This window comes from Streptomyces sp. NPDC053493, assembly GCF_044544825.1.
GTDB lineage: Bacteria > Actinomycetota > Actinomycetes > Streptomycetales > Streptomycetaceae > Streptomyces.
Map to the genome: position 1 here is coordinate 1,020,527 of NZ_JBITXS010000001.1, position 25,652 is coordinate 1,046,178.

At 71.3% G+C, this 25,652-nt stretch carries 28 protein-coding genes; 5 read left to right on the plus strand and 23 right to left on the minus strand.

Annotated features, from left to right (window positions below):
- Nucleotides 1–100: 100 nt before the first annotated feature.
- The 8 genes from ACIGO8_RS04560 to ACIGO8_RS04595 all read right to left on the minus strand — a co-directional run bounded on the left by ACIGO8_RS04560 (nt 101) and on the right by ACIGO8_RS04595 (nt 8,014).
- Nucleotides 101–277, minus strand: a complete 177-nt coding sequence (locus ACIGO8_RS04560; protein ID WP_399723650.1) for a hypothetical protein — start codon at nt 275–277, stop codon at nt 101–103.
- Nucleotides 278–400: 123 nt separating this feature from the next.
- The gene (gene tsaE / locus ACIGO8_RS04565) at nt 401–892 is read right to left on the minus strand and encodes a tRNA (adenosine(37)-N6)-threonylcarbamoyltransferase complex ATPase subunit type 1 TsaE (RefSeq protein ID WP_399723652.1); all 492 of its coding nucleotides are present in this window, start codon (nt 890–892) and stop codon (nt 401–403) included.
- A gap of 79 nt (nt 893–971) precedes the next feature.
- Nucleotides 972–2,111 carry an alpha/beta fold hydrolase gene (locus ACIGO8_RS04570; protein WP_399723655.1) on the minus strand — a complete coding sequence of 380 codons (1,140 nt, stop codon included), beginning with the start codon at nt 2,109–2,111 and terminating at the stop codon, nt 972–974.
- A 13-nt stretch (nt 2,112–2,124) separates the two neighbouring features.
- Entirely contained in the window at nt 2,125–3,300 is a 1,176-nt protein-coding gene (alr, locus tag ACIGO8_RS04575; protein WP_399723657.1) for an alanine racemase, read from the minus strand.
- 80 nt (nt 3,301–3,380) lie between these two features.
- Nucleotides 3,381–4,820 carry an NAD(P)H-hydrate dehydratase gene (locus ACIGO8_RS04580; protein ID WP_399723660.1) on the minus strand — a complete coding sequence of 480 codons (1,440 nt, stop codon included), beginning with the start codon at nt 4,818–4,820 and terminating at the stop codon, nt 3,381–3,383.
- Nucleotides 4,821–4,979: 159 nt separating this feature from the next.
- On the minus strand, nt 4,980–5,348 hold the full coding sequence (locus ACIGO8_RS04585; RefSeq protein WP_399723663.1) for a holo-ACP synthase: 369 nt from the start codon (nt 5,346–5,348) through the stop codon (nt 4,980–4,982).
- An 11-nt stretch (nt 5,349–5,359) separates the two neighbouring features.
- On the minus strand, nt 5,360–7,207 hold the full coding sequence (glmS, locus tag ACIGO8_RS04590; RefSeq protein ID WP_399723666.1) for a glutamine--fructose-6-phosphate transaminase (isomerizing): 1,848 nt from the start codon (nt 7,205–7,207) through the stop codon (nt 5,360–5,362).
- A gap of 39 nt (nt 7,208–7,246) precedes the next feature.
- Nucleotides 7,247–8,014: a hypothetical protein gene (locus tag ACIGO8_RS04595; protein WP_399723669.1), complete on the minus strand. Its 768-nt coding sequence runs from the start codon at nt 8,012–8,014 to the stop codon at nt 7,247–7,249.
- Nucleotides 8,015–8,430: 416 nt separating this feature from the next.
- Here ACIGO8_RS04595 and ACIGO8_RS04600 point away from each other — a divergent pair, with 416 nt between their 5' ends.
- From ACIGO8_RS04600 to ACIGO8_RS04610, 3 genes are read left to right on the plus strand one after another with little or no spacing between them, the layout of a single operon-like run.
- Nucleotides 8,431–9,564, plus strand: a complete 1,134-nt coding sequence (locus ACIGO8_RS04600; protein ID WP_399723672.1) for an acyltransferase family protein — start codon at nt 8,431–8,433, stop codon at nt 9,562–9,564.
- Nucleotides 9,561–10,568 (plus strand): type I pantothenate kinase, encoded by a 1,008-nt coding sequence (gene coaA / locus ACIGO8_RS04605; RefSeq protein WP_399723674.1) that lies wholly within the window; start codon nt 9,561–9,563, stop codon nt 10,566–10,568. The genes ACIGO8_RS04600 and coaA overlap by 4 nt, the downstream gene beginning before the upstream one ends.
- A gap of 2 nt (nt 10,569–10,570) precedes the next feature.
- A complete protein-coding gene (locus tag ACIGO8_RS04610; protein ID WP_399723677.1) occupies nt 10,571–11,518 on the plus strand; it encodes a DUF389 domain-containing protein in 948 nt (315 codons plus the stop codon).
- Nucleotides 11,519–11,602: 84 nt separating this feature from the next.
- Here ACIGO8_RS04610 and glmM read toward each other — a convergent pair whose 3' ends face one another.
- The 4 genes from glmM to ACIGO8_RS04630 all read right to left on the minus strand — a co-directional run bounded on the left by glmM (nt 11,603) and on the right by ACIGO8_RS04630 (nt 14,756).
- Nucleotides 11,603–12,961 (minus strand): phosphoglucosamine mutase, encoded by a 1,359-nt coding sequence (gene glmM / locus ACIGO8_RS04615; protein WP_399723680.1) that lies wholly within the window; start codon nt 12,959–12,961, stop codon nt 11,603–11,605.
- 180 nt (nt 12,962–13,141) lie between these two features.
- Nucleotides 13,142–13,654 carry a 30S ribosomal protein S9 gene (rpsI, locus tag ACIGO8_RS04620; RefSeq protein WP_389656437.1) on the minus strand — a complete coding sequence of 171 codons (513 nt, stop codon included), beginning with the start codon at nt 13,652–13,654 and terminating at the stop codon, nt 13,142–13,144.
- Between the two features lie 44 nt (nt 13,655–13,698).
- Nucleotides 13,699–14,142, minus strand: coding sequence for a 50S ribosomal protein L13 (rplM, locus tag ACIGO8_RS04625; RefSeq protein ID WP_399723684.1), 444 nt, complete (start codon nt 14,140–14,142; stop codon nt 13,699–13,701).
- A 206-nt stretch (nt 14,143–14,348) separates the two neighbouring features.
- Nucleotides 14,349–14,756, minus strand: coding sequence for a winged helix-turn-helix transcriptional regulator (locus ACIGO8_RS04630; protein WP_399723687.1), 408 nt, complete (start codon nt 14,754–14,756; stop codon nt 14,349–14,351).
- A 117-nt stretch (nt 14,757–14,873) separates the two neighbouring features.
- On the opposite strand from ACIGO8_RS04630, the gene ACIGO8_RS04635 reads away from it, so the two are divergent.
- Nucleotides 14,874–15,812, plus strand: coding sequence for an NADP-dependent oxidoreductase (locus tag ACIGO8_RS04635; RefSeq protein ID WP_399723689.1), 939 nt, complete (start codon nt 14,874–14,876; stop codon nt 15,810–15,812).
- A gap of 12 nt (nt 15,813–15,824) precedes the next feature.
- Here ACIGO8_RS04635 and ACIGO8_RS04640 read toward each other — a convergent pair whose 3' ends face one another.
- On the minus strand, nt 15,825–17,447 hold the full coding sequence (locus ACIGO8_RS04640) for an ABC-F family ATP-binding cassette domain-containing protein (RefSeq protein WP_399723692.1): 1,623 nt from the start codon (nt 17,445–17,447) through the stop codon (nt 15,825–15,827).
- Between the two features lie 56 nt (nt 17,448–17,503).
- Between ACIGO8_RS04640 and ACIGO8_RS04645 the strand changes: the two genes are divergently transcribed.
- A complete protein-coding gene (locus ACIGO8_RS04645; RefSeq protein ID WP_399723693.1) occupies nt 17,504–18,490 on the plus strand; it encodes a hypothetical protein in 987 nt (328 codons plus the stop codon).
- Here the strand turns inward: ACIGO8_RS04645 and truA are convergent.
- The 10 genes from truA to secY form a co-directional block, all read right to left on the minus strand.
- Nucleotides 18,461–19,318: a tRNA pseudouridine(38-40) synthase TruA gene (gene truA / locus ACIGO8_RS04650; RefSeq protein ID WP_399723695.1), complete on the minus strand. Its 858-nt coding sequence runs from the start codon at nt 19,316–19,318 to the stop codon at nt 18,461–18,463. The genes ACIGO8_RS04645 and truA overlap by 30 nt on opposite strands.
- Before the next feature lie 78 nt (nt 19,319–19,396).
- Nucleotides 19,397–19,867 (minus strand): 50S ribosomal protein L17, encoded by a 471-nt coding sequence (rplQ, locus tag ACIGO8_RS04655; protein WP_391102670.1) that lies wholly within the window; start codon nt 19,865–19,867, stop codon nt 19,397–19,399.
- Nucleotides 19,868–19,947: 80 nt separating this feature from the next.
- Complete coding sequence (locus ACIGO8_RS04660; protein ID WP_003966937.1) at nt 19,948–20,970, minus strand: DNA-directed RNA polymerase subunit alpha; 1,023 nt, start codon at nt 20,968–20,970, stop codon at nt 19,948–19,950.
- Between the two features lie 142 nt (nt 20,971–21,112).
- Nucleotides 21,113–21,517, minus strand: coding sequence for a 30S ribosomal protein S11 (rpsK, locus tag ACIGO8_RS04665; RefSeq protein ID WP_017949643.1), 405 nt, complete (start codon nt 21,515–21,517; stop codon nt 21,113–21,115).
- 64 nt (nt 21,518–21,581) lie between these two features.
- Complete coding sequence (gene rpsM, locus ACIGO8_RS04670) at nt 21,582–21,962, minus strand: 30S ribosomal protein S13 (protein WP_399723700.1); 381 nt, start codon at nt 21,960–21,962, stop codon at nt 21,582–21,584.
- A 188-nt stretch (nt 21,963–22,150) separates the two neighbouring features.
- Nucleotides 22,151–22,264, minus strand: a complete 114-nt coding sequence (gene rpmJ, locus ACIGO8_RS04675) for a 50S ribosomal protein L36 (protein WP_003956441.1) — start codon at nt 22,262–22,264, stop codon at nt 22,151–22,153.
- A 63-nt stretch (nt 22,265–22,327) separates the two neighbouring features.
- Nucleotides 22,328–22,549: a translation initiation factor IF-1 gene (gene infA / locus ACIGO8_RS04680; protein WP_003956442.1), complete on the minus strand. Its 222-nt coding sequence runs from the start codon at nt 22,547–22,549 to the stop codon at nt 22,328–22,330.
- 150 nt (nt 22,550–22,699) lie between these two features.
- Nucleotides 22,700–23,551 carry a type I methionyl aminopeptidase gene (gene map / locus ACIGO8_RS04685; RefSeq protein ID WP_399723702.1) on the minus strand — a complete coding sequence of 284 codons (852 nt, stop codon included), beginning with the start codon at nt 23,549–23,551 and terminating at the stop codon, nt 22,700–22,702.
- Nucleotides 23,552–23,646: 95 nt separating this feature from the next.
- On the minus strand, nt 23,647–24,294 hold the full coding sequence (locus ACIGO8_RS04690) for an adenylate kinase (protein WP_399723705.1): 648 nt from the start codon (nt 24,292–24,294) through the stop codon (nt 23,647–23,649).
- Nucleotides 24,294–25,613 carry a preprotein translocase subunit SecY gene (gene secY / locus ACIGO8_RS04695; protein WP_399723709.1) on the minus strand — a complete coding sequence of 440 codons (1,320 nt, stop codon included), beginning with the start codon at nt 25,611–25,613 and terminating at the stop codon, nt 24,294–24,296. The genes ACIGO8_RS04690 and secY overlap by 1 nt, the downstream gene beginning before the upstream one ends.
- Between the last annotated feature and the right edge of the window lie 39 nt (nt 25,614–25,652).

Consider the following 25,652-nt stretch of genomic DNA (forward strand, 5'->3'; position numbering starts at 1 on the left):
CGGACGGCCCTCGGCGCGCGCGACTACGGACCGGACGGCTCGTCGCGCCGTCTCGCGTACGACGACGGGCCGGGCGACTCCCGGCGCGCACGCCTACGGGTCAGGCGGCCTCGTCGTGGGCGACGGGCTCGGGGCCCGGCTCCTCGCCGTCCGGCGTCTCCCGCTCGCGCGGCGGCGTGGACACGGCGCTCGCCGCGGCGCAGGAGGCCAGCAGCTCTCTCATCGAGACGCTGTCCGCGGTGCGGTCCGCCCGACCGGCGTGCTCCGGCGTCGCCATGAATGCCTCCCGTAGGTTAGGTACACCTAACCAGCTCGTGCTTCCATGTGACCACGCCTCGGAGCACCGGCGCAACATTTTCCCGACACGTTGTCGGAACCTACGTACGTTCGGCCGTACCGATCAGCCCAGGGCGAGGTCCTCGGCCGCCCAGCGCGCGCCGATCCCGTTGAGCACGACCGTGCGGCGGTCGTCGTCCGTGTCGCCCACCACCCGGTGGATCAGCACGTGCAGCCGGTCGTCCGTCAGCTCCTCGACCTTGCCGTCGCCCCACTCCACGACCACGACCGACTCGGGCAGCGACACATCGAGGTCCAGGTCCTCCATCTCGTCCAGACCGCCGCCGAGCCGGTAGGCGTCGACGTGCACCAGCGCGGGGCCGCCGACCAGGGACGGATGGACGCGGGCGATGACGAAGGTCGGCGACGTGACCGCGCCCCGCACGCCCAGGCCCTCGCCGAGCCCGCGGGTCAGGGTGGTCTTGCCGGCCCCGAGCTCGCCGGTGAGCATCACGAGGTCGCCGGGGCGCAGCAGCTTCGCGAGGCGGCGGCCGATCTCCTGCATCCGCTCGGGCGAGTCGACGGCGAGTGTGGCCTGGTTGTGCGGTGTCTCCATGCCCGCCAACCTACCGACCCACCCGCCCGAGGCCCTAGCCGCGAGCCCCGGACCGAGGCCCTGCTCCCGGGCCGAGGTCCTACCGCCGGGCCGCGGCCGTGCTCACCCGGGCCAGCAGGTCGGCGATCCGGTCCGTCACCGCCTCCGGGTGCTCCAGCATCACCAGGTGCCCGGCGTCCGGCACGATGACCAGCTCCGCGTCCGGCAGCAGGTCGGCGATGGCCTCGGTGTGCGAGCTGGGCGTGACGAGATCGTGGTCGCCGGCGAGGGCCAGCACGGGCAGCTCGCGGAAGGCGGCGAGGGCCGCCGCCTTGTCGTGCTCGTCGAACGCCGGATAGAACTCCGCGACGACGTCGATCGGCGTGGACTCGATCATCCGCTCGGCGAACCGGACGACGGCCGGATCGACGTCCTTCGACGAGAACGAGTACTTCTTGATCAGCCCGGCGAACAGGTCGGCGGTGGCCCGCCGGCCCCGCTCCACCAGCTCCGCCCGCGCGCCCAGCGCTCGCAGCACTCCGGGCAGCACCCGCCGCACCGCGTTGACGCCGGCCGTCGGCAGCCCGTAGGTGACCTCGCCGAGCCTGCCCGAGGACGTGCCCACGAAGCCGACCCCGGCCACCCGCTCCCGTACGAACTCCGGATAGAGCTCGGCGAGCGCCATCATCGTCATGCCGCCCATCGAGTGGCCGACGAGCACCAGCGGCCCCTCGGGCGCGGCGGCGTCGATGACGGCCTTCAGGTCGTGCCCCAGCTGGTCGATCGAGACCGGCACCGCGTCCGGTCCTTCCTGCGCGACGCCGTGGCCCGAACGGCCGTGGCTGCGCTGGTCCCAGAAGACGGTGCGCACGAGCCCGCGCAGGGCGGCCCGCTGGAAGTGCCAGGAGTCCTGGCTGAGGCAGTAGCCGTGACTGAAGACGACGGTGACGGGCGCGGGCGCGCGGCGCCCGAACAGGCGCCGTCTGCGCGGGACGCCGGCCGTGGGATCGACCTCGTCGACCTCGTAGTACAGCTCGGTGGAGTCGTCCGCGACGGCCTTGCCGGGCGTGCCGCGCAGGGCGCCGTACGGGCCCTCGGAGTCCAGCGCGAGCCGCGCCTTCTGCCGTACGGAACGGCCGACGGTCAGCCGCTCGACGGCGACGCCCGCGGCCGCGCCGGCGGCGAGCACGCCTATCGCGGCACCGGCCCAGCCGGCCCGCCGCCAGGTGTCGTCCGCCACCCCGGTCGCCTTCCTACTCGCTCGTGCCGCCGTCCGCGGCCCCGTCCACGTAGACGCGGGGAACGCGTGCGCCGATCCGGGTGACGATCTCGTACGCGATGGTGTCGGCGGCCTCGGCCCAGTCCTGCGCGGTCGGCTCGCCACGGTCGCCCGGCCCGAACAGCACCGCCTCGCTGCCCGGCTCGGGCGTGTCGCCGCCGAGGTCGACGACGAACTGGTCCATGGCGACGCGCCCGGCGACGGTACGGACCCGGTCGCCGACCAGCACCGGTCCGCGGCCGGACGCGTGGCGCGGGACGCCGTCCGCGTAGCCGAGCGGGACGAGGCCGAGGGTGGTCTCGCCGGGCGTGACGTAGTGGTGGCCGTAGGAGACGCCGTGCCCGCCCGGCACCTGCTTCACCAGCGCCAGGCTCGCCTTGAGCGACATCACCGGCCGCAGTCCGAACGCGGCGGAGGGCCCGACCGCCACCGGATCGGGCGACACGCCGTACATCGCGATGCCGGGCCGCACCAGGTCGAAGTGGGTCTCGGGGAGGGTGAGCGTGGCGGGCGAGTTCGCGATGTGCCGGACCTCGGGCTCGACGCCGGCCTTCTCGGCGAAGTCGAGCATGGAGCGGAAGACGTCGAGCTGCGCCGGGATCGACGGGTGTCCGGGCTCGTCCGCACAGGCGAAGTGGGACCACAGGCCGGTGATCTTGACCAGGCCCTGCGCCTCGGCCTTCAGGGCCTCGGTGACGAGCTCGGGCCAGTCGGCGGGCTGGCAGCCGTTGCGGCCGAGGCCGGTGTCGGCCTTGAGCTGGACGCGGGCGCGGCGGCCCGTCTCGCGGGCGGCCTCGGTGATCTCGCGGAGCGCCCACATGCCGCTGACGGTCATGTCGAGCCCGGCCCGGATGCCCTCGGCCCACGGGTCGCCCGGCGTCCACAGCCAGCACAGGATCCGCGCCTCGGTCAGCCCGGCCGCCCGCAGCGCGAGCGCCTCCTGCGGCGTCGCCGTTCCCAGCCACCCGGCACCCGCCTCCAGCGCGGCGCGGGCGCACGGCACGGCGCCGTGCCCGTACGCGTCGGCCTTGACCACGGCCATGAACTGGACATGGGGCGCGACCCGGGCACGCAGCGTACGGACGTTCGCACGCAGCGCTTCGAGATCGATCTCGGCGCGGGCTCGTCGTGGCAACGGTGTCTGGCTCATCCCGCCCAGTCTCTCAGGTACCCGCCCCGGCCCCGGCCGCCCCCGCCGTCCCGTCGTGTCCCGGGCGCGCCGGGCGGTGGTCAGGAGGTCGTGACGTCGTGCCAGGCGGCGGGCAGGGTGCGGGCCACGTCCCTGGCGGTGATCGGGGCCGGCGCCGTCGTCGCGCGGCGGGCCGCGAGGCCGTGGAGGTAGGCCGCGACGGAGGCCGCGTCCAGCGGCGCGAGACCGGCCGCCAGCAGCGAGCCGGCGAGCCCGGACAGCACGTCGCCGCTGCCGGCCGTCGCGAGCCACGACGTGCCCGTCGGATTGGCCCGCACCGGCCCCGCGCCGCCCGCCCCGCACACCAGCGTCGTGGAGCCCTTGAGCAGCACGGTCGCGCCGTAACGCCCGGCCAGTTCGCGTACGGCCGCGAGCCGGCCGGCCTCGACCTCCTCGCGGGACGCGCCGAGCAGCGCCGCCGCCTCCCCGGCGTGCGGCGTCAGCACGGTGGGCGCCGTGCGGGCCTTGACCGCCTCCGGCGCGAGGTCGCGCAGGCCGTCGGCGTCGACGAGCACCGGCACGTCGGAGCCGAGGACGTCCGCCACGCCGGGCCCGTCGCCGAGGCCCGGCCCGACGACCCACGCCTGCACGCGGCCCGCCTTCGCCGGCGGCCCGGCGTGCACCAGCGTCTCGGGATGCGCGGCGATCACCGCGTCGCCGACCGGCCCCGGCCCGACGTACCGCACCGCCCCCGCGCCGCCCCGCAGCGCGCCCTCGACGGCGAGGACGGCGGCGCCGGGATAGCGGGCGGAGCCGGCGACGATGCCGACGACCCCGCGCCGGTACTTGTCGCTCTCGGGCGTGGGCACCGGCAGCAGCCGGGCCACGTCCTCGTGCTGGAGCGCCTCCAGGTCGGGCACGGACGGCAGGACGGCGTCGAGCCCGATGTCGACGAGCCGCAGCGCCCCGGCGTACTCCCGTGCGGGATCGACAAGCAGCCCCGGCTTGTACGCGCCGAAGGTGACGGTCGCGTCGGCCCGCAGCGCCTCGCCGGCGACCTCGCCGGTGTCGGCGTCGACACCGCTCGGCAGGTCGACGGCGACCACGACCGCGTCGGAGCCGCGCGCGGCCCGTGCGACGGGAACGGCCTCGGGCCGCAGGCCGCCGCGCCCGCCGATGCCGGTGATCCCGTCGAGCACGAGGTCGGCGACGGCCAGCGCCTCGTACGGGTCGTCCGCGACCCGCCCGCCGGCCGCCCGCAGCGCCGCGAGCCCGCCCTCGTGGGCCCGGCTCCCGAGCAGGACGGCGGTCACTCCGGCGCCGCGCCGGAGCAGCCGGGCGCCGGCGTACAGCGCGTCGCCGCCGTTGTCGCCGCTGCCGACGAGGAGCACGACCCGCGACCCGTACACCCGCGGCAGCAGCGCGCGGCAGGCGGCGGCGAGCCCGGCCGCGGCCCGCTGCATGAGCGCGCCGTCGGGCAGCCGCGCCATGAGTTCGGCCTCGGCGGCCCGTACGGTCTCCACGCGATAAGCGGTACGCATGTCCTCACCCTTTCCGGCCCGGCAGGCCTCCTCAGGCCCGGCCGGACCGCTCGGCCCGGCGCGACCTCTCAGACCCGGCGGACCGCTCGGCCCGGCGGGACCTCTCAGGCCCGGCAGGCCTCCTCAGGCCCGGCAGGGCCCTCTCGGCCCGGCGGGACCTCAACCCTCCGCGATCACCACCGCCGACGCCACCCCCGCGTCATGGCTGAGCGACACGTGCCAGTTCCGCACGCCGAGTTCGGCGGCGCGGGCAGCGACCGTGCCCCGGACCCGCAGCCGCGGCTGCCCGGTGTCCTCGACGTACACCTCGGCGTCCGTCCAGTGCAGGCCCGCCGGGGCGCCGAGCGCCTTGGCCAGGGCCTCCTTGGCGGCGAAACGGACCGCGAGGGAGGCCGGGCCGCGGCGCTCGCCGCTCGGCAGCAGCAGTTCCCGCTCCACGAAGAGGCGCTGGAGCAGGCCCGGCGTCCGTTCCAGTGACGCGGCGAAGCGGTCGATCTCCGCCACGTCGATCCCCACCCCGATGATCATCTGTTCCTCACTCACTCCACCGTCACGGACTTGGCCAGGTTGCGCGGCTGGTCGACCTCGTTGCCCCGGGCCGTGGCCAGTTCGCAGGCGAAGACCTGGAGCGGGACGGTGGAGACCAGCGGCTGGAGCAGGGTCGGCGTGGCGGGGATGCGGATGAGGTGGTCGGCGTAGGGGACGACGGCCTCGTCGCCCTCCTCGGCGATCACGATCGTCCGGGCGCCGCGCGCCCTGATCTCCTGGATGTTGGAGACGATCTTGTCGTGGAGGACGGACCGGCCGGGCGGCGAGGGCACCACCACGACGACGGGCAGGTCCTCCTCGATGAGGGCGATCGGGCCGTGCTTGAGCTCCCCGGCGGCGAAGCCCTCGGCGTGCATGTACGCGAGTTCCTTGAGCTTCAGCGCGCCTTCGAGGGCCACGGGATAGCCGACGTGCCGGCCGAGGAAGAGGACGGTGTTCTTGCCGGCGAGCGACCGGGCGAGTGCGCGCACCGGCTCCATGGTCTCCAGGACCCGCTCGACCTCGTCGGCGATGCGCGCCAGCTCGCGGATGACGGCGTGGATCTCGTCGCCCCACTTGGTGCCGCGCACCTGGCCCAGGTACAGCGCGAGCAGGTAGCAGGCGACCAGCTGGGTGAGGAAGGCCTTGGTGGAGGCGACGGCGACCTCGGGTCCGGCGTGCGTGTAGAGCACGGCGTCGGACTCGCGCGGGATGGTCGAGCCGTTGGTGTTGCAGACGGCGAGGACCTTGGCGCCCTGTTCGCGGGCGTGCCGCAGTGCCATCAGGGTGTCCATGGTCTCGCCGGACTGGGAGATGGCGATGACGAGGGTGCGCTGGCCGAGGATCGGGTCCCGGTAGCGGAACTCGCTCGCCAGCTCGACCTCGCACGGGATGCGGGTCCAGTGCTCGATGGCGTACTTGGCGATGAGCCCGGCGTGGAAGGCGGTGCCGCACGCGATGATGACGATCTTGTCGGCCTCGCGGAGCACGGCGGTCGGGATGCGCACCTCGTCGAGGCGCAGGTGTCCGTCGGCGCCGATCCGGCCGAGGAGGGTGTCGGCGACGGCCTTGGGCTGCTCGGCGATCTCCTTGAGCATGAAGTAGTCGTAGCCGCCCTTCTCGGCGGCGGAGGCGTCCCAGTCGATGTGGTAGGCCCGCACGTCGGCGGGGCCGCCGTCGAAGTCGGTGACGGTGACGCCCTCGCGGGTGAGCTCCACGACCTGGTCCTGGCCGAGTTCGATGGCCGAGCGGGTGTGGGCGATGAAGGCGGAGACGTCGGAGGCGAGGAAGTTCTCGCCCTCGCCGACGCCGACGACGAGCGGGGAGTTGCGGCGGGCGCCGACGACGACGTCCGGCTGGTCGGCGTGCACGGCGACGAGCGTGAACGCGCCGTCGAGCCGCTTGCACACCAGCCGCATGGCCTCGGCGAGGTCACCGACGGAGGAGAACTCCTCGGCGAGCAGATGGGCCACGACCTCGGTGTCCGTCTCGGACCGCAGGTCGTGGCCGCGCTCGGCGAGCTCGGCGCGCAGGGCGGCGAAGTTCTCGATGATGCCGTTGTGGACGACGGCGACGCGGCCCGCGTTGTCGAGGTGCGGGTGCGCGTTGACGTCGGTGGGGCCGCCGTGGGTGGCCCACCGGGTGTGTCCGATGCCGGTGGACCCGCTCGACAGCGGGCGGTCCACCAGCTCCTTCTCCAGGTTGACGAGCTTCCCGGCCTTCTTGGCCGCGGCGAGCCCTCCGTCGGAGAGCACGGCGACTCCGGCCGAGTCGTAGCCGCGGTATTCCAGCCGCTTGAGGCCCGCGATCACCACATCGAGCGCCGACTGTCCGCCGACGTAACCCACGATTCCGCACATGTCGGCAGCCTACGGCGCGAGCGCCCCGAGCGGCCGGACTCAGCGCAGCTTGGCCGCCTGCGCGTCGATGACGGCGGTGGGCTGCTCCTTGACCTCGCCGGCCAGGCTCAGGGTGGAGAAGCCGGCCAGGTTGTTGCCCTTGCGCAGGACGACGAGCTTGGTGACGAAGGACTCGCCCTCGTTCTCGCTCTTGATGGTCCAGGCGAGGGCCTCGTCACCGGCGGTCAGGGTCTCCGGGGTCACCTTGGAGACCTTGTGCGTGGTGCCGCCGCCGTGGGCGGTGAAGCCGCCCGCGCAGGCGGTCCCCGCCGCCTTCAGGGAGGCGAAGGCCTGCTGGGCGCCCTCGCCCGCGTACGAGCCGAGGGTCACGGAGGTGATGGGCGCGGCGAGGGCGCCGAGGGCGTCGTCGAGGGAGCCGGTCTTCTTGTCCGGGACCTGGATCGCCCTGCGGTGGGCGCTGGCGCCCGGGGTGCCGGGCGCGGCCGAGGCGAAGGCCTCGGCCAGCGGCTCGCACGCGGCCTTGTCGGCGCTGACGTCGCCCGCGTTCAGGACGTCGGCGGCCTCGGTCTTCTTCACCTGGTAGCCCTTGAGGTCGGCCTGCTCGACGACGAGCTTCTCCAGCTCGGCCGCGGGCAGTGCCTTGACGTCGGGCTTGGCCGCGGCGGACGCGGAGGCGTCGGCCTTTCCGGTGTCCTCCGTCTTCTTCTCCTCGCCGCCGCAGGCGGTGAGGAGAAGCGCGAGAGAGGTGACCGCGGCGGCGGCGCCGACGCGGCGGACTCCGACGTGACGAAAGGCACGTGCATTCATGGTTCGACTTCTCCGGTCCTGGCTGTGTGCTGTCTTCGCGAACCTTATGTGTGCAGGCAGACAGCGCGATTACGAACCGGCCCGTCGGTATCGGATCGCAAGGAACGGCCTTCTGGATTGACCGCGTTTGCCCGATTCGACGGGCGGCGGACGGCCGGCCAGGTCACACAGACTCCACATACCCCCCACACAGGAGTGATACGGTCCCCGCCGGTGTCAGGGCTGACAATTCCAATTCCGGAGCCGCTGATTCCCTTTCAGTCGATCAACGGTCCGTCGAGGAGTGGGACACCATTTCCGCAATCACCGAGAATTCCGTCGCGCCCGAGAACATACGGCGGCGGACGGGGCTCACCACGACCCCCGTCCGCTGGTCACGCGACACACCGTGGGCCCTGCCGCTGGGCGGCAGCCGCGTGGATTCACTGACCGGATTGCGCTGGTTCGCCGCGTTCGGCGTCTTCCTGTTCCACGCCCGCTCCTACTTCAAGGAGTCCCAGGGCGCCTTCGATCTCGCCGACATCGGCTATGAAGGCGTTCCGTTCTTCTTCGTTCTGTCCGGATTCGTCATGACCTGGGTGGCGCGTCCTTCGGACACTCCCGGGCGTTATTACTGGCGGCGCTTCGCCCGCATCTGGCCGATGCTCGCCGTCACGACGGCGGCGACCGTGGCGCTGATGAAATGGTGGTGGCACGCTCCCGTTTCCGCGGCGGACATCGTGTGGACGCTCACCTTCACCCAGGCCTGGACCACCGAGCACTTCATGACGATGAACATCGTCACCTGGACGCTTTCCGTCGAGGCTTTCTTCTATCTCGCTTTTCCGCTGATTCTCCGGCTGCTGCTGCGCCGCACGAACACACTGCTCGCCGTCCTCGCGGCGCTGTGCGTGGCGGCCACCGCGCTCAGCCGTGTGGTCGTCACGGAGCTGGACCGGTCGGTCGAGGTGGAGCGGCTCATGGTGTCCTCGCCGCTCGCCCTGACGCCGATGTTCCTCCTCGGCGTGTGCACGGGCCTCTTGGTACGGCGCGGCTGGCGGCCTCGGATCGGCACCGGCACGGCGGCCGCCCTGACCGGCGGAACGATTCTGCTCCTCTGGCTGTGGATGCGGGACCCCGGTCTCCTGCACCCCTTCCGCGGCGAGATCGGCTTCTTCGACGCCGTCCTCATGCCGGTCTTCGCGCTGCTCATCGTGGCCGCCGCCCTGGGCGACGTCAGCGGCCGGCGCTCGCTGCTGCGCTCCCGGGTCCTGGTGCGGCTCGGCGAGTGGTCCTTCGCGTACTACCTCTGCCACGCCGTGGTCCTGAAGGTCGTCGAGCACCTCGGCCACGGGCCCAGCAAGGGCCTGCGCACCGACCTCGTCGAGATGGCGGGAGCCGCCGTCGCCGCCCTGGTCGTCGCCGCCGCCCTGCACGAATGGGTGGAGAAGCCGGCCGAGCGCCGGCTGCGCGGACTGCTGCCGGCCCGCCGCGACAGCGCACGGCGTGACCCAGCCCACGACCTCGAGGGCACCCACGATCGCCCGCGAGCCACGACAATGGCGGGGTGATCACTTCGCCGCCACGAAGCCCCCACGCGTCCGGCGCCGGAAACGGCGCCCAGCGCCGGGCCGGCGAGCCCACACCGTACGTCGACCTCACGCGGGCCGAGTGGAGCGCCCTGCGCGACAAGACGCCGCTGCCTCTCACCGCCGAGGAGGTCGAGCGGCTGCGCGGACTCGGTGACGTCATCGACCTCGACGAGGTGCGTGACATCTACCTGCCGCTGTCCCGGCTGCTCAATCTGTACGTGCAGGCCACCAGCGGCCTGCGCGGCGCGCTCAACACCTTCCTCGGCGAGAAGGCCGAACAGCGCGGCACCCCGTTCGTCATAGGAGTGGCCGGCTCGGTCGCCGTCGGCAAGTCGACCGTCGCCCGCCTCCTGGAGGCGCTGCTCGCCCGCTGGCCCGAGCACCCGCGGGTGGAGCGGGTCACCACCGACGGCTTCCTCTACCCGATGGAGGAGCTGAAGGCCCGCGGCCTGATGTCCCGCAAGGGCTTCCCCGAGTCCTACGACCGCAGGGCGCTGACCCGCTTCGTGGCCGACGTGAAGGCCGGCAAGGACGAGGTCACCGCACCCGTCTACTCGCACCTGATCTACGACCGGGTGCCGGACGAGCGCCTCGTCGTGCGCCGGCCCGACATCCTGATCGTCGAGGGCCTGAACGTCCTCCAGCCCGCCCTGCCCGGCAAGGACGGCCGCACCCGGGTCGGTCTCGCCGACTACTTCGACTTCTCCGTGTACGTCGACGCGCGGCCCGAGGACGTCGAGCGCTGGTACCTCAACCGCTTCCGCAAGCTGCGCGAGACCGCCTTCCAGGACCCCTCCTCGTACTTCCAGCGCTGGACGACGGTGTCCGAGGAGGAGGCGCTCGACTACGCCCGCACGATGTGGCGCACCGTCAACAAGGTCAACCTCCTGGAGAACGTGGCCCCCACGCGCGGACGGGCGACGCTCGTCATCCGTAAGGGCCCGGATCACAAGGTGCAGCGGCTGAGCCTCCGTAAGCTCTGAGGATGCTGCACCTGCGCCTCATCGTTCCGCCCGACCGTACGGAGGCGGCCGTCGCGCTCGTCGAGCGCACCGTCGGCACCACCCACCTCGTGGTCCTGCCCGGTGCCGCCCGCGAGCCGGCCGGGGACCTGGTGCTGTGCGACGTGGCCCGCGAGGCCGGGCAGGAACTCATCCACGGGATGAGGGAGCTCGGGATCGACCGGGACGGGTCGATCGCCGTCGAGAACATCTACCTCTCGCTGTCGACCCGGGCCGCCGCCGCCGAGCAGGAGGCGCCCGGCGAGGCCGCGGACGCGGTGATCTGGGAACAGCTGACCGACGCCACCCACGAGGAGTCGACGCTCTCCATCACCTACAGCGCCTTCATGATCCTCGCGACCATGATCGCCGCCTGCGGTGTGGTCCTGGACAACGCGATCCTCATCGTGGGCGCGATGGCCGTGGGCCCGGAGTTCGGCCCGCTCGCCGGCATCTGTACGGGTCTGGTGCGGCGGGCCCCGAGGCTGGTGCTGCGCTCGCTGTTCGCGCTGCTCGTCGGCTTCGCCGCGGCGATCGTCGCCACGACCGTCTTCAGCCTGGCGATGGACGGGCTCGGCCTGTTCAGCGCCGAACAGCTGGACGCGCCGCGCGCCAACACCAGCTTCATCTGGAAGCCCGACCCGTTCTCCTTCGTCGTCGCCATGCTCGCGGGCGCCGCCGGCACGCTCTCGCTGACCTCGACCAAGTCCGGCGCGCTCATCGGCGTGGCGATCTCGGTGACGACGGTCCCGGCCGGCGCCAACGCGGCCGTGGCGCTGTCCTACGGCGAGTTCGCGCAGATGTGGGGCTCGGTCGAGCAGCTGCTGCTCAACCTGCTCGGGATCGTGTTCGCGGGCACCGTGACCCTGCTCGGCCAGGTGCTGCTGTGGCGTACGCAGCGCGGCCACTGGATCCGCAAGGAAAAGGCCTGACGAAACGCGTCGGCCCCCGCACGAGGGCGGGGGCCGACGGGACGTCACCCGGACGGGCCGTCAGCGGACGGGCCCTCATCCGTGCTAGCCGAGCGCCGACTTCACCACGTCGGCGAGCCGGCCGGCCACCGAGCGGGCCTGCTCGATGTCGGCGGCCTCGACCATGACCCGTACCAGCGGCTCGGTGCCGGAAGGACGCAGCAGCACCCGGCCGGTGGAGCCGAGCTCGCGCTCGGCGTCGACGACCGCGTTGGCCAGCTCGGCGGAGGTCGTGACCCGGCTCTTGTCGACGTCCGGGACGTTGATCAGGACCTGCGGCAGGCGCTCCATCACCGAGGCGAGCTCGGCGAGCGACCGGCCGGTGGCGGCGACCCGGGCCGCGAGCATCAGACCGGTCAGGGTGCCGTCGCCGGTGGTGGCGTGGTCGAGCACGATGACGTGCCCGGACTGCTCGCCGCCGAGGGCGAAGCCGTGCTCCTTCATCGACTCCAGGACGTAGCGGTCGCCGACCGCGGTCTGGACGAGCCGCAGGCCCTCGCGCTCCATGGCCAGCTTGAAGCCGAGGTTCGACATGACGGTGGCGACGACGGTCTCGCCGCGCAGCGTGCCGGCCTCGCGCATCGCCAGGGCGAGCACGGCGAGGATCTGGTCGCCGTCGATCTCCTCACCCGTGTGGTCCACCGCGAGGCAGCGGTCGGCGTCGCCGTCGTGCGCGATGCCGAAGTCGGCCTTGTGCTCGACCACGGCGGCCTTGAGCAGGCCGAGGTGGGTGGAGCCGCAGCCGTCGTTGATGTTGAGGCCGTCCGGCGAGGCGCCGATCGTGACGACCTCGGCGCCGGCCCGGGAGAAGGCCTCGGGCGAGACGCGGGCGGCGGCGCCGTGCGCCTCGTCGAGGACGATCTTCAGCCCGTCGAGGCGGTTCGGGAGGACGCCGATCAGATGGGCGACGTACTTGTCGAAGCCCTCGTCGTAGTCGCGGACCCGGCCGACGCCCGCGCCGGTGGGCCGGTCCCAGGGAGCGCCGGTGCGGTGCTCCTCGTACACGGCCTCGATCTTGTCCTCGAGCTCGTCGGCCAGCTTGTGCCCGCCGCGGGCGAAGAACTTGATGCCGTTGTCGGGCATCGCGTTGTGCGAGGCGGACAGCATCACACCGAGGTCGGCGCCGAGCGCGCCGGTGAGATACGCCACGGCCGGGGTGGGCAGCACCCCGACGCGCAGCACGTCGACGCCCGCGCTGGCCAGGCCCGCCACGACGGCGGCCTCCAGGAACTCTCCCGAGGCGCGCGGGTCGCGCCCCACGACGGCGGTCGGCCGGTGGCCCTCGAAGGTGCCCGCCTCGGCGAGCACGTGCGCGGCCGCGACCGACAGGCCGAGCGCCAGCTCCGCCGTCAGGTCGGCGTTGGCCACGCCGCGCACTCCGTCCGTGCCGAAGAGTCGTCCCACAGCTGTCCTCCGAGATGCTCCGAAAATGCGATGCCCTGCACGCTTGATGCCCGTTTTCACGTCCAGGGTGTGCTCAGTTTGGTGCTCAAGATTATGAAAGCAAGGTGTGAAAAAGCCGTACGCCCCGGCAGCACGGGCAGTGCCGCCGGGGCGTACGGACCAAGCAGACCGAGCAGGCGATTAGCGCTTGCTGTACTGCGGGGCCTTGCGGGCCTTCTTGAGACCGGCCTTCTTGCGCTCGACCGCACGGTCGTCGCGGGAGAGGAAGCCGGCCTTCTTCAGCGGGCCGCGGTTGTTCTCCACGTCCGCCTCGTTGAGGGCGCGGGCCACGCCGAGGCGCAGGGCGCCGGCCTGGCCGGACACGCCGCCACCCGCGATGCGGGCGATGACGTCGTAGCGGTTGTCGAGCTCGAGCACCTTGAAGGGCTCGTTGACTTCCTGCTGGTGCACCTTGTTCGGGAAGTAGTCCTCGAGGGTGCGACCGTTGATCTTCCACTTGCCGGTGCCCGGAACGATCCGGACGCGGGCGATGGCGTTCTTGCGACGGCCCAGGCCGGCGGCCGGCTGCGGGTCGCCGAAGCGGGACGCGAGCGACTCGGAGGTGTAGTCGCCCTCGACGGTCTCGGTCTCGGTGGTGTACTCCTCGACGCCCTCGAACTCGTCGACGGGGGTCTCGGGGGTGGTCTCGGCCACGATGCTCCTCAGATTTCTTTCGTTCTTAGGGGGTGTGGCCGGAACTACTGCGCGACCTGGGTGATCTCGAACGGGACCGGCTGCTGCGCAGCGTGCGGGTGGTTCTCGCCCGCGTAGACCTTCAGCTTCGAGAGCATCTGACGGCCCAGGGAGTTCTTGGGGATCATGCCCTTGATGGCCTTCTCGACGGCCTTCTCGGGGTTCTTGTCCAGCAGCTCGTCGTAACGGACGGAGCGCAGACCACCCGGGTAGCCAGAGTGGCGGTAGGCCATCTTCTGGGTCTTCTTGTTGCCGGACAGGTGGACCTTGTCAGCGTTGATGATGATGACGAAGTCGCCCATGTCCATGTGCGGCGCGTAGACGGGCTTGTGCTTGCCTCGCAGGAGGTTCGCAGCCGTCGTCGCCAGACGGCCCAGGACGATGTCCCGCGCGTCGATGATGTGCCACTGGCGAGAGACATCGCCGGGCTTGGGGCTGTACGTACGCACTTCGTAGCCTTCGCTTCTTCAGTGGATTGGAGTCCAGACACACCTGAAGCGATCATGCAGCTGGGGCCCACACTGCCGGGACGAGCTGCCCGTATGCGAGCCACTGGTAACTGCTCCAGGGAACCTGCGCAGGGCCCCTTCGCGTGAGAACGACGAAGCCGATACGCATAACAAACCGCAACAGTACCCGCGCCGCCCCCGGCGGGTCAAAATGCGGCGGCGCTCCGGTCGTACTCCGCCCGCGCGGCGGCGACCTCCTCGATGTGCCCGTCCGCCCACTCCTTGATGGCCCGCACCACCGGCAGCAGGCTCACGCCGAGCGGGGTGAGGGCGTAGTCGACCCGTACGGGTACGGAAGGGGTCACCGTCCGGGTGACCAGACCGTCCCGCTCCAGGCCCCGCAAGGTCTGCGTGAGCATCTTCTGGCTCACCCCGGCCACCGTGCGCCCCAGCTCGGCGTAGCGGCGCGGGCCGTCCGCGAGGGCGTTGAGGAGGAGGGTGACCCACTTGTCGGAGATCCGGTCGAGAAGCTGCCGGGACGGGCACTCGGCGAGATACGCGTCATAGGCGCGGCGCGCGTCGGCGCGGCGTTCGGCGGCGGTGCGGGTGGCCATCGGGCGCCCTCCTCGAGGTGCGGTACGCACTTCCGGGTACGTACTTCCCGCCGGAGAGTAGCGCTCCCTAGGTTCGTCCCGTCACCCCGTACGGACACCTCACGGAAGGTCCCGCCCATGCGCGCGCTCGTCATCGACTCCTTCGGCGGCCCCGAGGTCCTCCGGATCGCCGAGGTGCCCCGCCCCGAGCCCGGACCCGGCCGGGTCCTGATCCGCGTCGAGGCCGCCACCGTCCACCCGGTCGACCTCGCCACCCGGTCCGGCGTCCTCGCCGAGGCCGGGCTGATGGCGGGCCACGGCCGCACCGGCCTCGGCTGGGACGTCGCCGGTGTCGTCGAGAGCACCGGGCCCGAGGTGACCGGGCTGCGGCCCGGCGACCGGGTCATCGGCATGAACGACCGCCTCGACGTCGAGCTCGGCACCCAGGCCGAGTACGTCGCCCTGGACGCCCACGCCGTCGCGCCCGCGCCCGCCACCACCGACGCCGTCGCCGCCGCCACCCTGCCGCTGGCCGGCCTCACCGCCCTCCAGGCCCTGGACGCGCTGGCCCTGCCGGCCGGCCGGACGCTCCTGGTCACGGGCGCGGCGGGCGCGGTCGGCGGCTACGCGGTGCAGCTGGCCGCCGCCCGCGGCCTGCGGATCGTCGCGACCGCCCGCCCCGGCGACGAGGCGCTGGTACGGCGACTGGGCGCCCAGCACTTCGTGCCGGCCGACGCGCCCCGCCTCGGCGAGGCCGTCCGCGCCCTGGTCCCCGGCGGCGTCGCGGCCGCGCTCGACGGCGCGGTGCTCGGGCCGGCCGCGCTGGACGCGGTCCGCTCGGGCGGCGCCTTCGCGGCCCTGGTCGCGGGCGGCGCCCCGTACCCGCTGCGCGGCATCCGGGTGCTCCCGGTCTGGGTCCGCGCCGACGCGGCCGGCCTGGCCCGCCTGGCCGCCCTCACCGACGCCGGCACCCTGACGCCGCGCGTCGAGCGGACCCTTCCGCTCGCCGAGGCCGCCGAGGCCCACCGCGCCCTGGAGAAGGGCGGCCGGCGCGGCCGGCTGGTCCTGGTCCCCTGAGGCCCTTGCCTCCTAGCGAGCCCGCTCCACCCGCCGCTCGTCCCAGACCGGCTCGCTCGTCTCCCGCACCACACCGTCCGACCCGAACACCAGATACCGGTCGAAGGAGCGGGCGAACCAGCGGTCGTGGGTCACCGCGAGGACCGTGCCCTCGTACGACTCCAGGCCGTCCTGGAGCGCCTCCGCGGACTCCAGGTCCAGGTTGTCCGTCGGCTCGTCGAGCAGCAGCGCCGTGGTGCCGGCCAGTTCGAGCAGCAGGATCTGGAAGCGGGCCTGCTGGCCGCCCGAGAGCTTCTCGAACGGCTGGTCGCCCTGCTGCTCCAGCTCGTAGCGCCGCAGCACCGACATCGCGCCGCCCCGGTCCTTGGCGTGCTCCGTCCACAGGATGTCGACGAGCGACCGGCCGAAGAGCTCGGGATGGGCGTGCGTCTGCGCGAAGTGGCCCGGCACGACCCGCGCGCCCAGCTTCCACGCGCCCGTGTGCGCCACCGTCTCGTCACCGGCCAGCAGCCGCAGGAAGTGGGACTTGCCGGAGCCGTTCGAGCCCAGCACCGCGACCCGCTCCCCGTAGAAGATCTCCAGGGAGAACGGCTTCATCAGGCCGGTCAGCTCCAGGTTCTCCACCGTGACCGCCCGCACGCCGGTCCGGCCGCCGCGCAGCCGCATCCGGATGTCCTGCTCACGCGGCGGCTCCGGCGGCGGGCCGGCCTCCTCGAACTTCTTCAGGCGGGTCTGCGCCGCCGCGTAACGCGACGCCATCTCGTGGCTGACCGCGGCCGCCTGGCGCAGATTGACCACCAGCTTCTTCAGCTGCGCGTGCTTCTCCTCCCAGCGCCGCTTCAGCTCCTCGAAGCGGGCGAACCGCTCCCGCCGCGCCTCGTGGAAGGTGTCGAAACCGCCGCCGTGCACCCACACGTCCGACCCGGCCGGCCCCGGCTCCACGGCCACGATCTTCTGCGCGGCCCGGGCCAGCAGCTCCCGGTCGTGGGAGATGAAGAGCACGGTCTTACGGGTCTCCCGCAGCCGCTCCTCGAGCCAGCGCTTGCCCGGCACGTCCAGATAGTTGTCCGGCTCGTCGAGCAGGAGCACCTCGTCGTTGCCGCGCAGCAGGTACTCCAGGACCAGCCGCTTCTGCTCGCCGCCGCTGAGCGTGCGCACCTGACGGAACTGCGCCTTGTCGTAGGGCACGCCCATCGCGGCCGTGGTGCAGATGTCCCAGAGGGTCTCGAACTCGTAGCCCTGCACCTCGGCCCAGTCGCTGAGCGCCTGCGCGTACGCCATCTGCGCGGCCTCGTCGTCGACGGTCATGATCCGGTGCTCGGCCTCGTCGACGGCCTTCGCGGCCGCACGGATACGGGCCGGGGCCACGGAGACGAGCAGGTCACGGACCGTGGACTCGTCGCGGACCGAGCCGACGAACTGCGGCATCACGCCAAGCCCGCCGCTGACGGTGACCGTGCCGCCGTGCGGCTGGAGCTCCCCGGAGACGAGCCGCAGCAGGGTCGTCTTGCCGGCCCCGTTCGCGCCGACCAGGGCGACGACGGCGCCCTCCCCGACCCGGAAGGAGGCGTCGGCGAGGAGCACCCTCCCGTCCGGAAGGTAGTACTCCAGGTGCGCGGCTTCGACATGTCCCATGAGGGGCATTGTCGCCGCCGCCACCGCCGTATCCCAACCGGTTTAGGATGCGCGGCATGAGCTTTGGGGGACCGCAGCCTGGCGGCGAGCAGCAGGGACAGCAGGGCCACGGGTACGGATACCCGCAGCAGCCACAGCAGCAGCAGCCGTACGGGTACGGCTACCCGCCGCAGCAGCCACCGGCCCCGCAGCCGCAGCCCTACGGACAGCAGCCGGACCCCTTCGCCGGCGCGCACGCCGCGCAGACACCCGACTGGGGCGCGCTCGCCGAGGCCTCGGCCGCCCGCGGCCGGCGCAAGCGCCTGCTCCTGATCGGCGGCGGCGCCGTCGCCGCGATCGCGGTCGGCGCGGTCGTCGCCACCGCCGTCGTCACCACCAACAAGAGCAACGACGAGGCCAAGAACAACGGCGTCACCCCGACCGGCTCCGCGGCCCCGACCGAGAGCGCGAGCCCCGCGCCGTCCTTCTCCTCGGTGGCCCCGCCGCCTCCGCCGAACCCGAAGGACTACATCTCCGACCCGAAGAAGGACAAGGCGCCGCTGACGCCCGAGGGCCTCTTCCCGGGCAAGAAGCTCACCATGAACGGCCGCGCCTACGCCAAGGGCGCCACCACCGCCACCACCAACTGCGCCGCGCCCACCGAGAACGGCCTCGGCGCCGTCCTCAAGGCCCAGGGCTGCCAGCGCGTGCTGCGCGCGACCTACGTCAAGGACGGCGTCGCCATCACGCTGGGCGTCGCGGTCTTCCCGTCGGAGGCGGCCGCCCTGAAGGCCAAGGACGCGGCCGTGGGCAACATCGCCCCGCTCGCCGGCGCCGGCGTGGCCGACTTCTGCCACGGCAAGACCGTCTGCCTGCGCCGCACCAACTCCATCGGCCGCTACGTCTACCTCACGTACGCCGGCTTCATCAACGGCAAGAAGGTCACCAAGGCCGACGAGGCCGTCTTCACGGCCAGCGACGACCTGGGCACCTTCGCCTTCAACCAGATCTACGCCCGCGGGCGCAGCCAGGCCTCAGCAGCAGCCGGCGCTCCCGGGGAGTGACCGCTTGTTGCGGGCCTCCCTGCTGCGGGCGGCGAGCTGGTCGTCGGCCGGGTAGCCGACCTCTTCGAGCGTGAGCCCGTGCGGTCGTACGACGTGCACGGCGGAGTTCCGCACGCCCGCGGCGAGCACCTTGCCGGGCCACTCCACCGGGCGGTGGCCGTCGCCGACGAACAGCAGCGCGCCGACCAGCGAGCGCACCATGTTGTGGCAGAAGGCGTCGGCCTTGACCGTGGCCTCCAGGATGCCGTCCGGCCGGCGCTCCCAGCGCAGCTCCTGGAGCGTGCGGATGGTGGTGGCGCCCTCGCGCTTCTTGCAGTAGGCGGCGAAGTCGTGCTCGCCGACGAGCCGCTCGGCGGCGGCGTTCATGGCGTCCATGTCGAGCGCCCAGTCGTGCCACAGGACGTGTCCGCGCAGCAGCGGGTCGACGCCGCCGGGGTGGTCGGTGACGCGGTAGGCGTAGCGGCGCCAGATCGCCGAGAACCGGGCGTTGAAGCCCTCGGGAGCCTCGGTGAGGCTCCACACCCGGACATCGTGCGAGAGCCGCCCGGCGAGCCGCCTGAGCAGCTTCTCGCGGTGCTCCTCCCACAGCGCGACGGGCAGGTCGACGTGCGCGACCTGACCGCGGGCGTGCACGCCGGCGTCGGTGCGGCCGGCGACGGTCAGCTCGTACGTCTCCTGGGACCGGGTGACGGTGCGCAGGGCGTCCTCGATCTCGCCCTGGACGGTGCGCCGGCCGCGGGCCTGCTTGGCCCAGCCGGAGAAGTCCCTGCCGTCGTACGAAAGGTCGAGCCGTACGCGTACGAACCCGGGCTGCACGTCATCACTCACGCCGTAAATCCTCTCAAACACGCGGAACGGGCCCGCACCCCGAGGGGTGCGGGCCCGGCCACGAGATCGTCAGAACGCTCAGGCGTCCTGCGCGTCCTCGGTGGTCTCCTCGGCCTTGGGGGCCTCGTCGGCCTCCTTGACGGCGCGCTTGGTGGCGGCCTCGGCCTCGGCGACGGTCGCCTTCTTGGCGATCTCGCCCTCGACCAGCTCGATCACGGCCATCGGGGCGTTGTCGCCACGACGGTTGCCGATCTTGGTGATGCGGGTGTAGCCACCCGGGCGCTCGGAGTAGCGCGGGGCGATCTCGGTGAAGAGCGTGTGGACGACGCCCTTGTCCGTGATGGTCTGCAGCACCAGGCGACGGTTGTGGATGTCGCCCTTCTTCGCCTTGGTGATCAGGCGCTCGGCGACCGGACGCAGGCGGCGGGCCTTGGCCTCGGTCGTGGTGATGCGGCCGTGCTCGAAGAGCGACTTCGCCAGGTTGGCGAGCAGCAGCTTCTCGTGCGCGGCGGAGCCGCCGAGGCGGGCGCCCTTGGTGGGACGCGGCATGGTGTTTCTCCTTGAGATCTGCACCGGCCGTATCAGGTACCGGTGTCAGGGCCCCGCAGGCGGATGCCTGCGGGCAGCTATCAGTACTGCTCGGTCTCGACGAAGCCCGCGTCCGCGTCGTCGTCGGCGCCGAAGGCGTCGGCGGCGGCGGTCGGGTCGAATCCGGGCGGGCTGTCCTTGAGGGCCAGGCCCATGCCGGCCAGCTTCGCCTTGACCTCGTCGATCGACTTCGCACCGAAGTTGCGGATGTCGAGCAGGTCGGCCTCGGAGCGGGCGACGAGCTCACCCACGGAGTGGATGCCCTCGCGCTTGAGGCAGTTGTAGGACCGAACGGTGAGCTCGAGCTCCTCGATCGGCAGCGCCAGGTCGGCGGCCAGGGCGGCGTCCGTCGGGGACGGGCCCATGTCGATGCCCTCGGCGTCGATGTTCAGCTCGCGGGCGAGACCGAACAGCTCGACCAGGGTCTTGCCGGCCGACGCCATGGCGTCACGCGGGCGCATGGCCTGCTTGGTCTCGACGTCGACGATCAGCTTGTCGAAGTCGGTGCGCTGCTCGACTCGGGTCGCCTCGACCTTGTAGGTGACCTTCAGCACGGGGCTGTAGATGGAGTCGACCGGGATACGGCCGATCTCCTGGCCCACCTGCTTGTTCTGGACGGCGGAGACGTAGCCGCGGCCGCGCTCGACGGTCAGCTCCATCTCCAGCTTGCCCTTGCCGTTGAGCGTGGCGAGGACCAGGTCGGGGTTGTGCACCTCGACACCGGCCGGCGGGGCGATGTCGGCGGCGGTGACCAGACCCGGGCCCTGCTTGCGCAGGTACATCACGACCGGCTCGTCGTGCTCCGAGGAGACGACCAGCTGCTTGATGTTCAGGATGAGGTCGGTGACGTCCTCCTTGACGCCCGGCACGGTGGTGAACTCGTGCAGGACACCGTCGATGCGGATGCTGGTGACAGCGGCGCCGGGGATCGACGAGAGGAGGGTGCGGCGGAGCGAGTTGCCGAGGGTGTAGCCGAAGCCCGGCTCCAGCGGCTCGATGACGAACCGGGAGCGGAACTCGTCGACGACCTCTTCGGTCAGCGAAGGACGCTGAGCGATAAGCATGTCTTCGTTTCCTTCGTTTGTGGACGCCCACTATTTGACGTCCGACAGGAACTGCAAGGTACTGCCAAGGGTACGGGCGGCACGTCCCCTTACGGGGTCGTACCGCCCGGACACTCAAAGACGCACAAGTGCGCCCGCTACGTCAGACGCGGCGGCGCTTCGGCGGACGGCAGCCGTTGTGCGGGGTGGGGGTGACGTCCTGGATCGAGCCGACCTCGAGGCCGGTGGCCTGGAGGGAGCGGATCGCGGTCTCACGGCCGGAGCCGGGACCCTTGACGAAGACGTCGACCTTGCGCATGCCGTGCTCCTGCGCGCGGCGGGCGGCCGACTCGGCGGCCATCTGCGCGGCGAAGGGGGTGGACTTGCGCGAGCCCTTGAAGCCGACGTGGCCGGCGGAGGCCCAGGAGATCACGTTGCCCGAGGGGTCCGTGATCGAGACGATCGTGTTGTTGAACGTGCTCTTGATGTGCGCGTGGCCGTGAGCGACGTTCTTCTTTTCCTTGCGGCGCACCTTCTTGACGGCGCCCTGACGTCCCTTGGGGGGCATCTCTTACTCCTACGGGAGGTGGTCGGTCCTGCAGCGAAGACCGTGGACAGTCGTCCGCTGTGGACTACTTCTTGCCCGGCTTCTTCTTGCCGGCGATGGCGCGACGCGGGCCCTTGCGGGTACGGGCGTTCGTGCTGGTGCGCTGACCGCGGACGGGCAGACCGCGACGGTGACGGAGACCCTGGTAGCAGCCGATCTCGACCTTGCGGCGGATGTCGGCGGCGATCTCACGGCGGAGGTCACCCTCGGTCTGGAGGTTGGCGTCCACGTACTCGCGGATCTTGACGAGGTCTTCCTCGGCAAGCTCGCGGACACGGGTGGACGGGTTCACGCCGGTGGCGGCGAGGATCTCCTCGGAACGGGTGCGCCCGATACCGAAGACGTAGGTGAGTGCTACCACCACACGCTTGTCACGCGGGATGTCAACACCGGAAACGCGTGCCATTCAATGGCTCCTGTGTGTTCGGGGGTCTGCCGCAGAACCGCTCCCGACCGCCGTACGAGGTACGAATCGGGTCCCCGGCCCCCGCCGGAGGTGTCGCCGACCCTGTCATGGGCTGGGCGGGCTCTGCGTATGTACGAATTGCTATGCGTCGCGCGAAGAACTGCGAGATGCAGGTCGGTCGGCGTGCGTCAGCCCTGGCGCTGCTTGTGGCGCAGGTTGTCGCAGATGACCATGACCCGGCCGTGGCGGCGGATCACCTTGCACTTGTCGCAGATCTTCTTGACGCTCGGCTTGACCTTCATGGGATGTGAGGTTCTCCGGGTCAGTGCCACCACCCGCGCGCGGAGGCGGGGTGCGGGCAAGATCTACTTGTACCGGTAGACGATCCGGCCACGCGTCAGGTCGTACGGAGACAGCTCCACGACGACCCGGTCGTCCGGGAGGATACGGATGTAGTGCATCCGCATCTTGCCGGAGATGTGCGCGAGGACCTTGTGACCGTTCTGGAGCTCCACCTTGAACATGGCGTTCGGCAGGGACTCGATCACGGTGCCCTCAATTTCGATGGCACCTTGCTTCTTGGCCACGCTTCGCCCTTCGAATCGGCTACCTTGATCGACTCTCGCCGCCGCGCGAAGACACACGGGTACACGAGAGCCGACGCATCAGTCTACGTCAGGCGCCTGGAAAAGACGAATCCGGGATATCTGCCCAACGTCGGAGATCGTTACGCGGGACTACGCCAGCGGGTCCGGCGCCGCCGTCACGCCGAGTTCCGCCAGCTTCGCCTTGCCGCCGTCGACCGCGGTGAGGACCAGCGGGCCCTCCTCCGTCAGGGCGACGCTGTGCTCCCAGTGGGAGGACCAGGTGCCGTCGGTCGTGATGACCGTCCAGTCGTCCGCCAGGACCTCCGTGCGCGGGGTGCCGAGCGAGACCATCGGCTCGATCGCCAGGCAGAAGCCGGGCACCAGCTTCGGGCCCTTGCCGCGCTTGCGGGAGACGTAGTTCAGCAGGTGCGGGTCCATGTGCATCTCGGTGCCGATGCCGTGGCCGCCGTAGTCCTCGATGATCCCGTAGCGGCCCAGGCTGTGCTCGCCCACGGCCGGCCGCGGCTGGCGCTTGATGTAGGTCTCGATCGCCTTGGAGATGTCGACCAGGCGCGCGCCCACCCGCATCGCGGCGATGCCGGCCCACATCGACTCCTCCGTCACCCGGGAGAGCTCGATCAGCTCCGGCGCGTGCCCGCTGCCGACGAAGACGGTGAAGGCGGCGTCGCCGTGCCAGCCGTCGACGATCGCGCCGGCGTCGACGGAGATGATGTCGCCGTCCTTGAGGACGGTCTTCTCGTCCGGGATGCCGTGGACGACGACCTCGTTCACCGAGGTGCAGATCGTCGCGGGGAAACCGCCGTAGCCGAGGAAGTTCGACTTCGCGCCGTGGTCGGCGATCACCTTGCGCGCGACCTCGTCCAGGTCCTTCGTCGTCGCGCCCGGCACGGCGGCCTCACGGGTGGCCGCGTGGATGGCGGCGACGACCAGCCCCGCCTCGCGCATCTTCGCGATCTGCTCGGGGGTCTTGATCTGCACCATCTCGGCCGCGGCCTTTCGTCGATTACGGGGGTCGGAACAACGATACGGCCGCGGCGCCCCTCCCGGGCACCGCGGCCGTATCGACGAACCGTGGGTTACTTCTTCAGCGCGGCCATCGCCCGCGCCGTGACCTCGTCCACCTTGCCGAGCGCGGAGATCGTCGCGACGAGCCCCTGCTTCTTGTAGTAGTCGATGATCGGCTCGGTCTGCGTGTGGTAGACCTCAAGGCGGGTGCGGACCGTCTCCTCGGAGTCGTCCGGCCGCTGGAAGAGCTCGCCGCCGCAGACGTCGCAGACGCCCTCGGTCTTCGGGGCGTTGTACGTCACGTGGAAGACGTGCGCGGAGTCGTTGCGGCAGACGCGGCGACCCGCGATCCGCTTCACGACCTCGTCCTCGGGGACCTCCAGGTCCAGGACCGCGTCGAGCTGCATGTTGTCCTCCTTGAGGACGACATCCAGCGCCTCGGCCTGGGCCACGTTGCGCGGGAACCCGTCGAGCAGGAAGCCCTTGGCGGCGTCCGCCTGCTCCATGCGGTCCTTGGCCATCCCGATGGTCACCTCGTCCGGGACGAGCTCGCCCCGGTCCATGTAACCCTTCGCCGCCAGGCCCAGCTCCGTGCCCTGAGAGATGTTGGCACGGAACAGGTCGCCCGTGGAGATGTGCGGGATGTCCAGGTTCTTGGCAAGGAACGCGGCCTGCGTTCCCTTGCCGGCCCCGGGCGGTCCGACGAGGACGATTCGCATCAGCGGAGGAACCCTTCGTAATTGCGCTGCTGGAGCTGGCTCTCGATCTGCTTCACGGTCTCGAGGCCCACACCCACGATGATGAGGATGCTCGTCCCGCCGAACGGGAAGTTGGCATTGGCACCGCCGAAGCCTGCCAACGCCATCGTCGGCACAAGAGCGATCAGACCCAGATACAGCGAGCCCGGCCAAGTGATCCGGTTGAGCACGTAGCTCAGGTACTCGGCAGTAGGTCGACCAGCCCGGATACCCGGGATGAAGCCACCATACTTCTTCATGTTGTCCGCGACTTCCTCGGGGTTGAACGAGATCGCCACGTAGAAGAAGGCGAAGAACACGATCAGAAGGAAGTACGCGGCGATGTAGTAGGGGTGGTCACCCTTGACGAAGTGGGCTTCGATCCAGGTCTTCCAGCCGGCGGTGGAGTTCGAGAACTGCGCCACGAGCGCCGGGATGTAGAGCAGCGACGACGCGAAGATGACAGGAATCACACCTGCCTGGTTCACCTTCAACGGGATGTAAGTGGACGTACCGCCGTAGGACCTGCGGCCGATCATCCGCTTCGCGTACTGCACCGGGATGCGGCGCTGGGCCTGCTCGACGAAGACGACGAGGGCCACCATCACGAAGCCGATCAGGATGACGGTGCCGAACTCGATCCAGCCGCCCGCCAGGTCGCCGCTCTTCTTGATGGCCCACAGGGCGCCCGGGAAGCCGGCGGCGATGGAGATGAACATGAGGATCGACATGCCGTTGCCGATGCCGCGGTCGGTGATGAGCTCACCGAGCCACATGACGACGCCGGTGCCCGCGGTCATGGTGATGACCATGGTGGCGGTGGTGAAGATCGACTGGTCGGGGACGACCTGGCTCGCGACCGTGCAGCCGCTGAACAGCGCACCGGTGCGGGCCGTGGCCACGAGGCCGGTGCCCTGGAGGATGGCGAGCGCCACCGTCAGATAACGCGTGTACTGCGTGATCTTGGCGGTGCCGGACTGGCCCTCCTTCTTGAGGTTCTCCAGGCGCGGGATCACGACGGTCAGCAGCTGCAGGATGATGCTCGCCGTGATGTACGGCATGATGCCGAGCGCGAAGATGGTGATCTGCAGCAGCGCCCCGCCACTGAACATGTTGACCAGGCCGAACAGGCTGTTGTTGCCCTGGCTCGCCTGATCCACACACTGCTGGACGGCCTCGTAGCTGACGCCGGGGACGGGGATGTGTGCCCCGAGCCGGTACAGCACGATGATGCCGAGCGTGAAGAGCAGCTTCTTGCGCAGGTCGGGCGTCTTGAACGCCCGGGCGAACGCGGTGAGCACGGTGCCTCCTGCGACCCCCGCGCACGTGCGTCAGAGGTG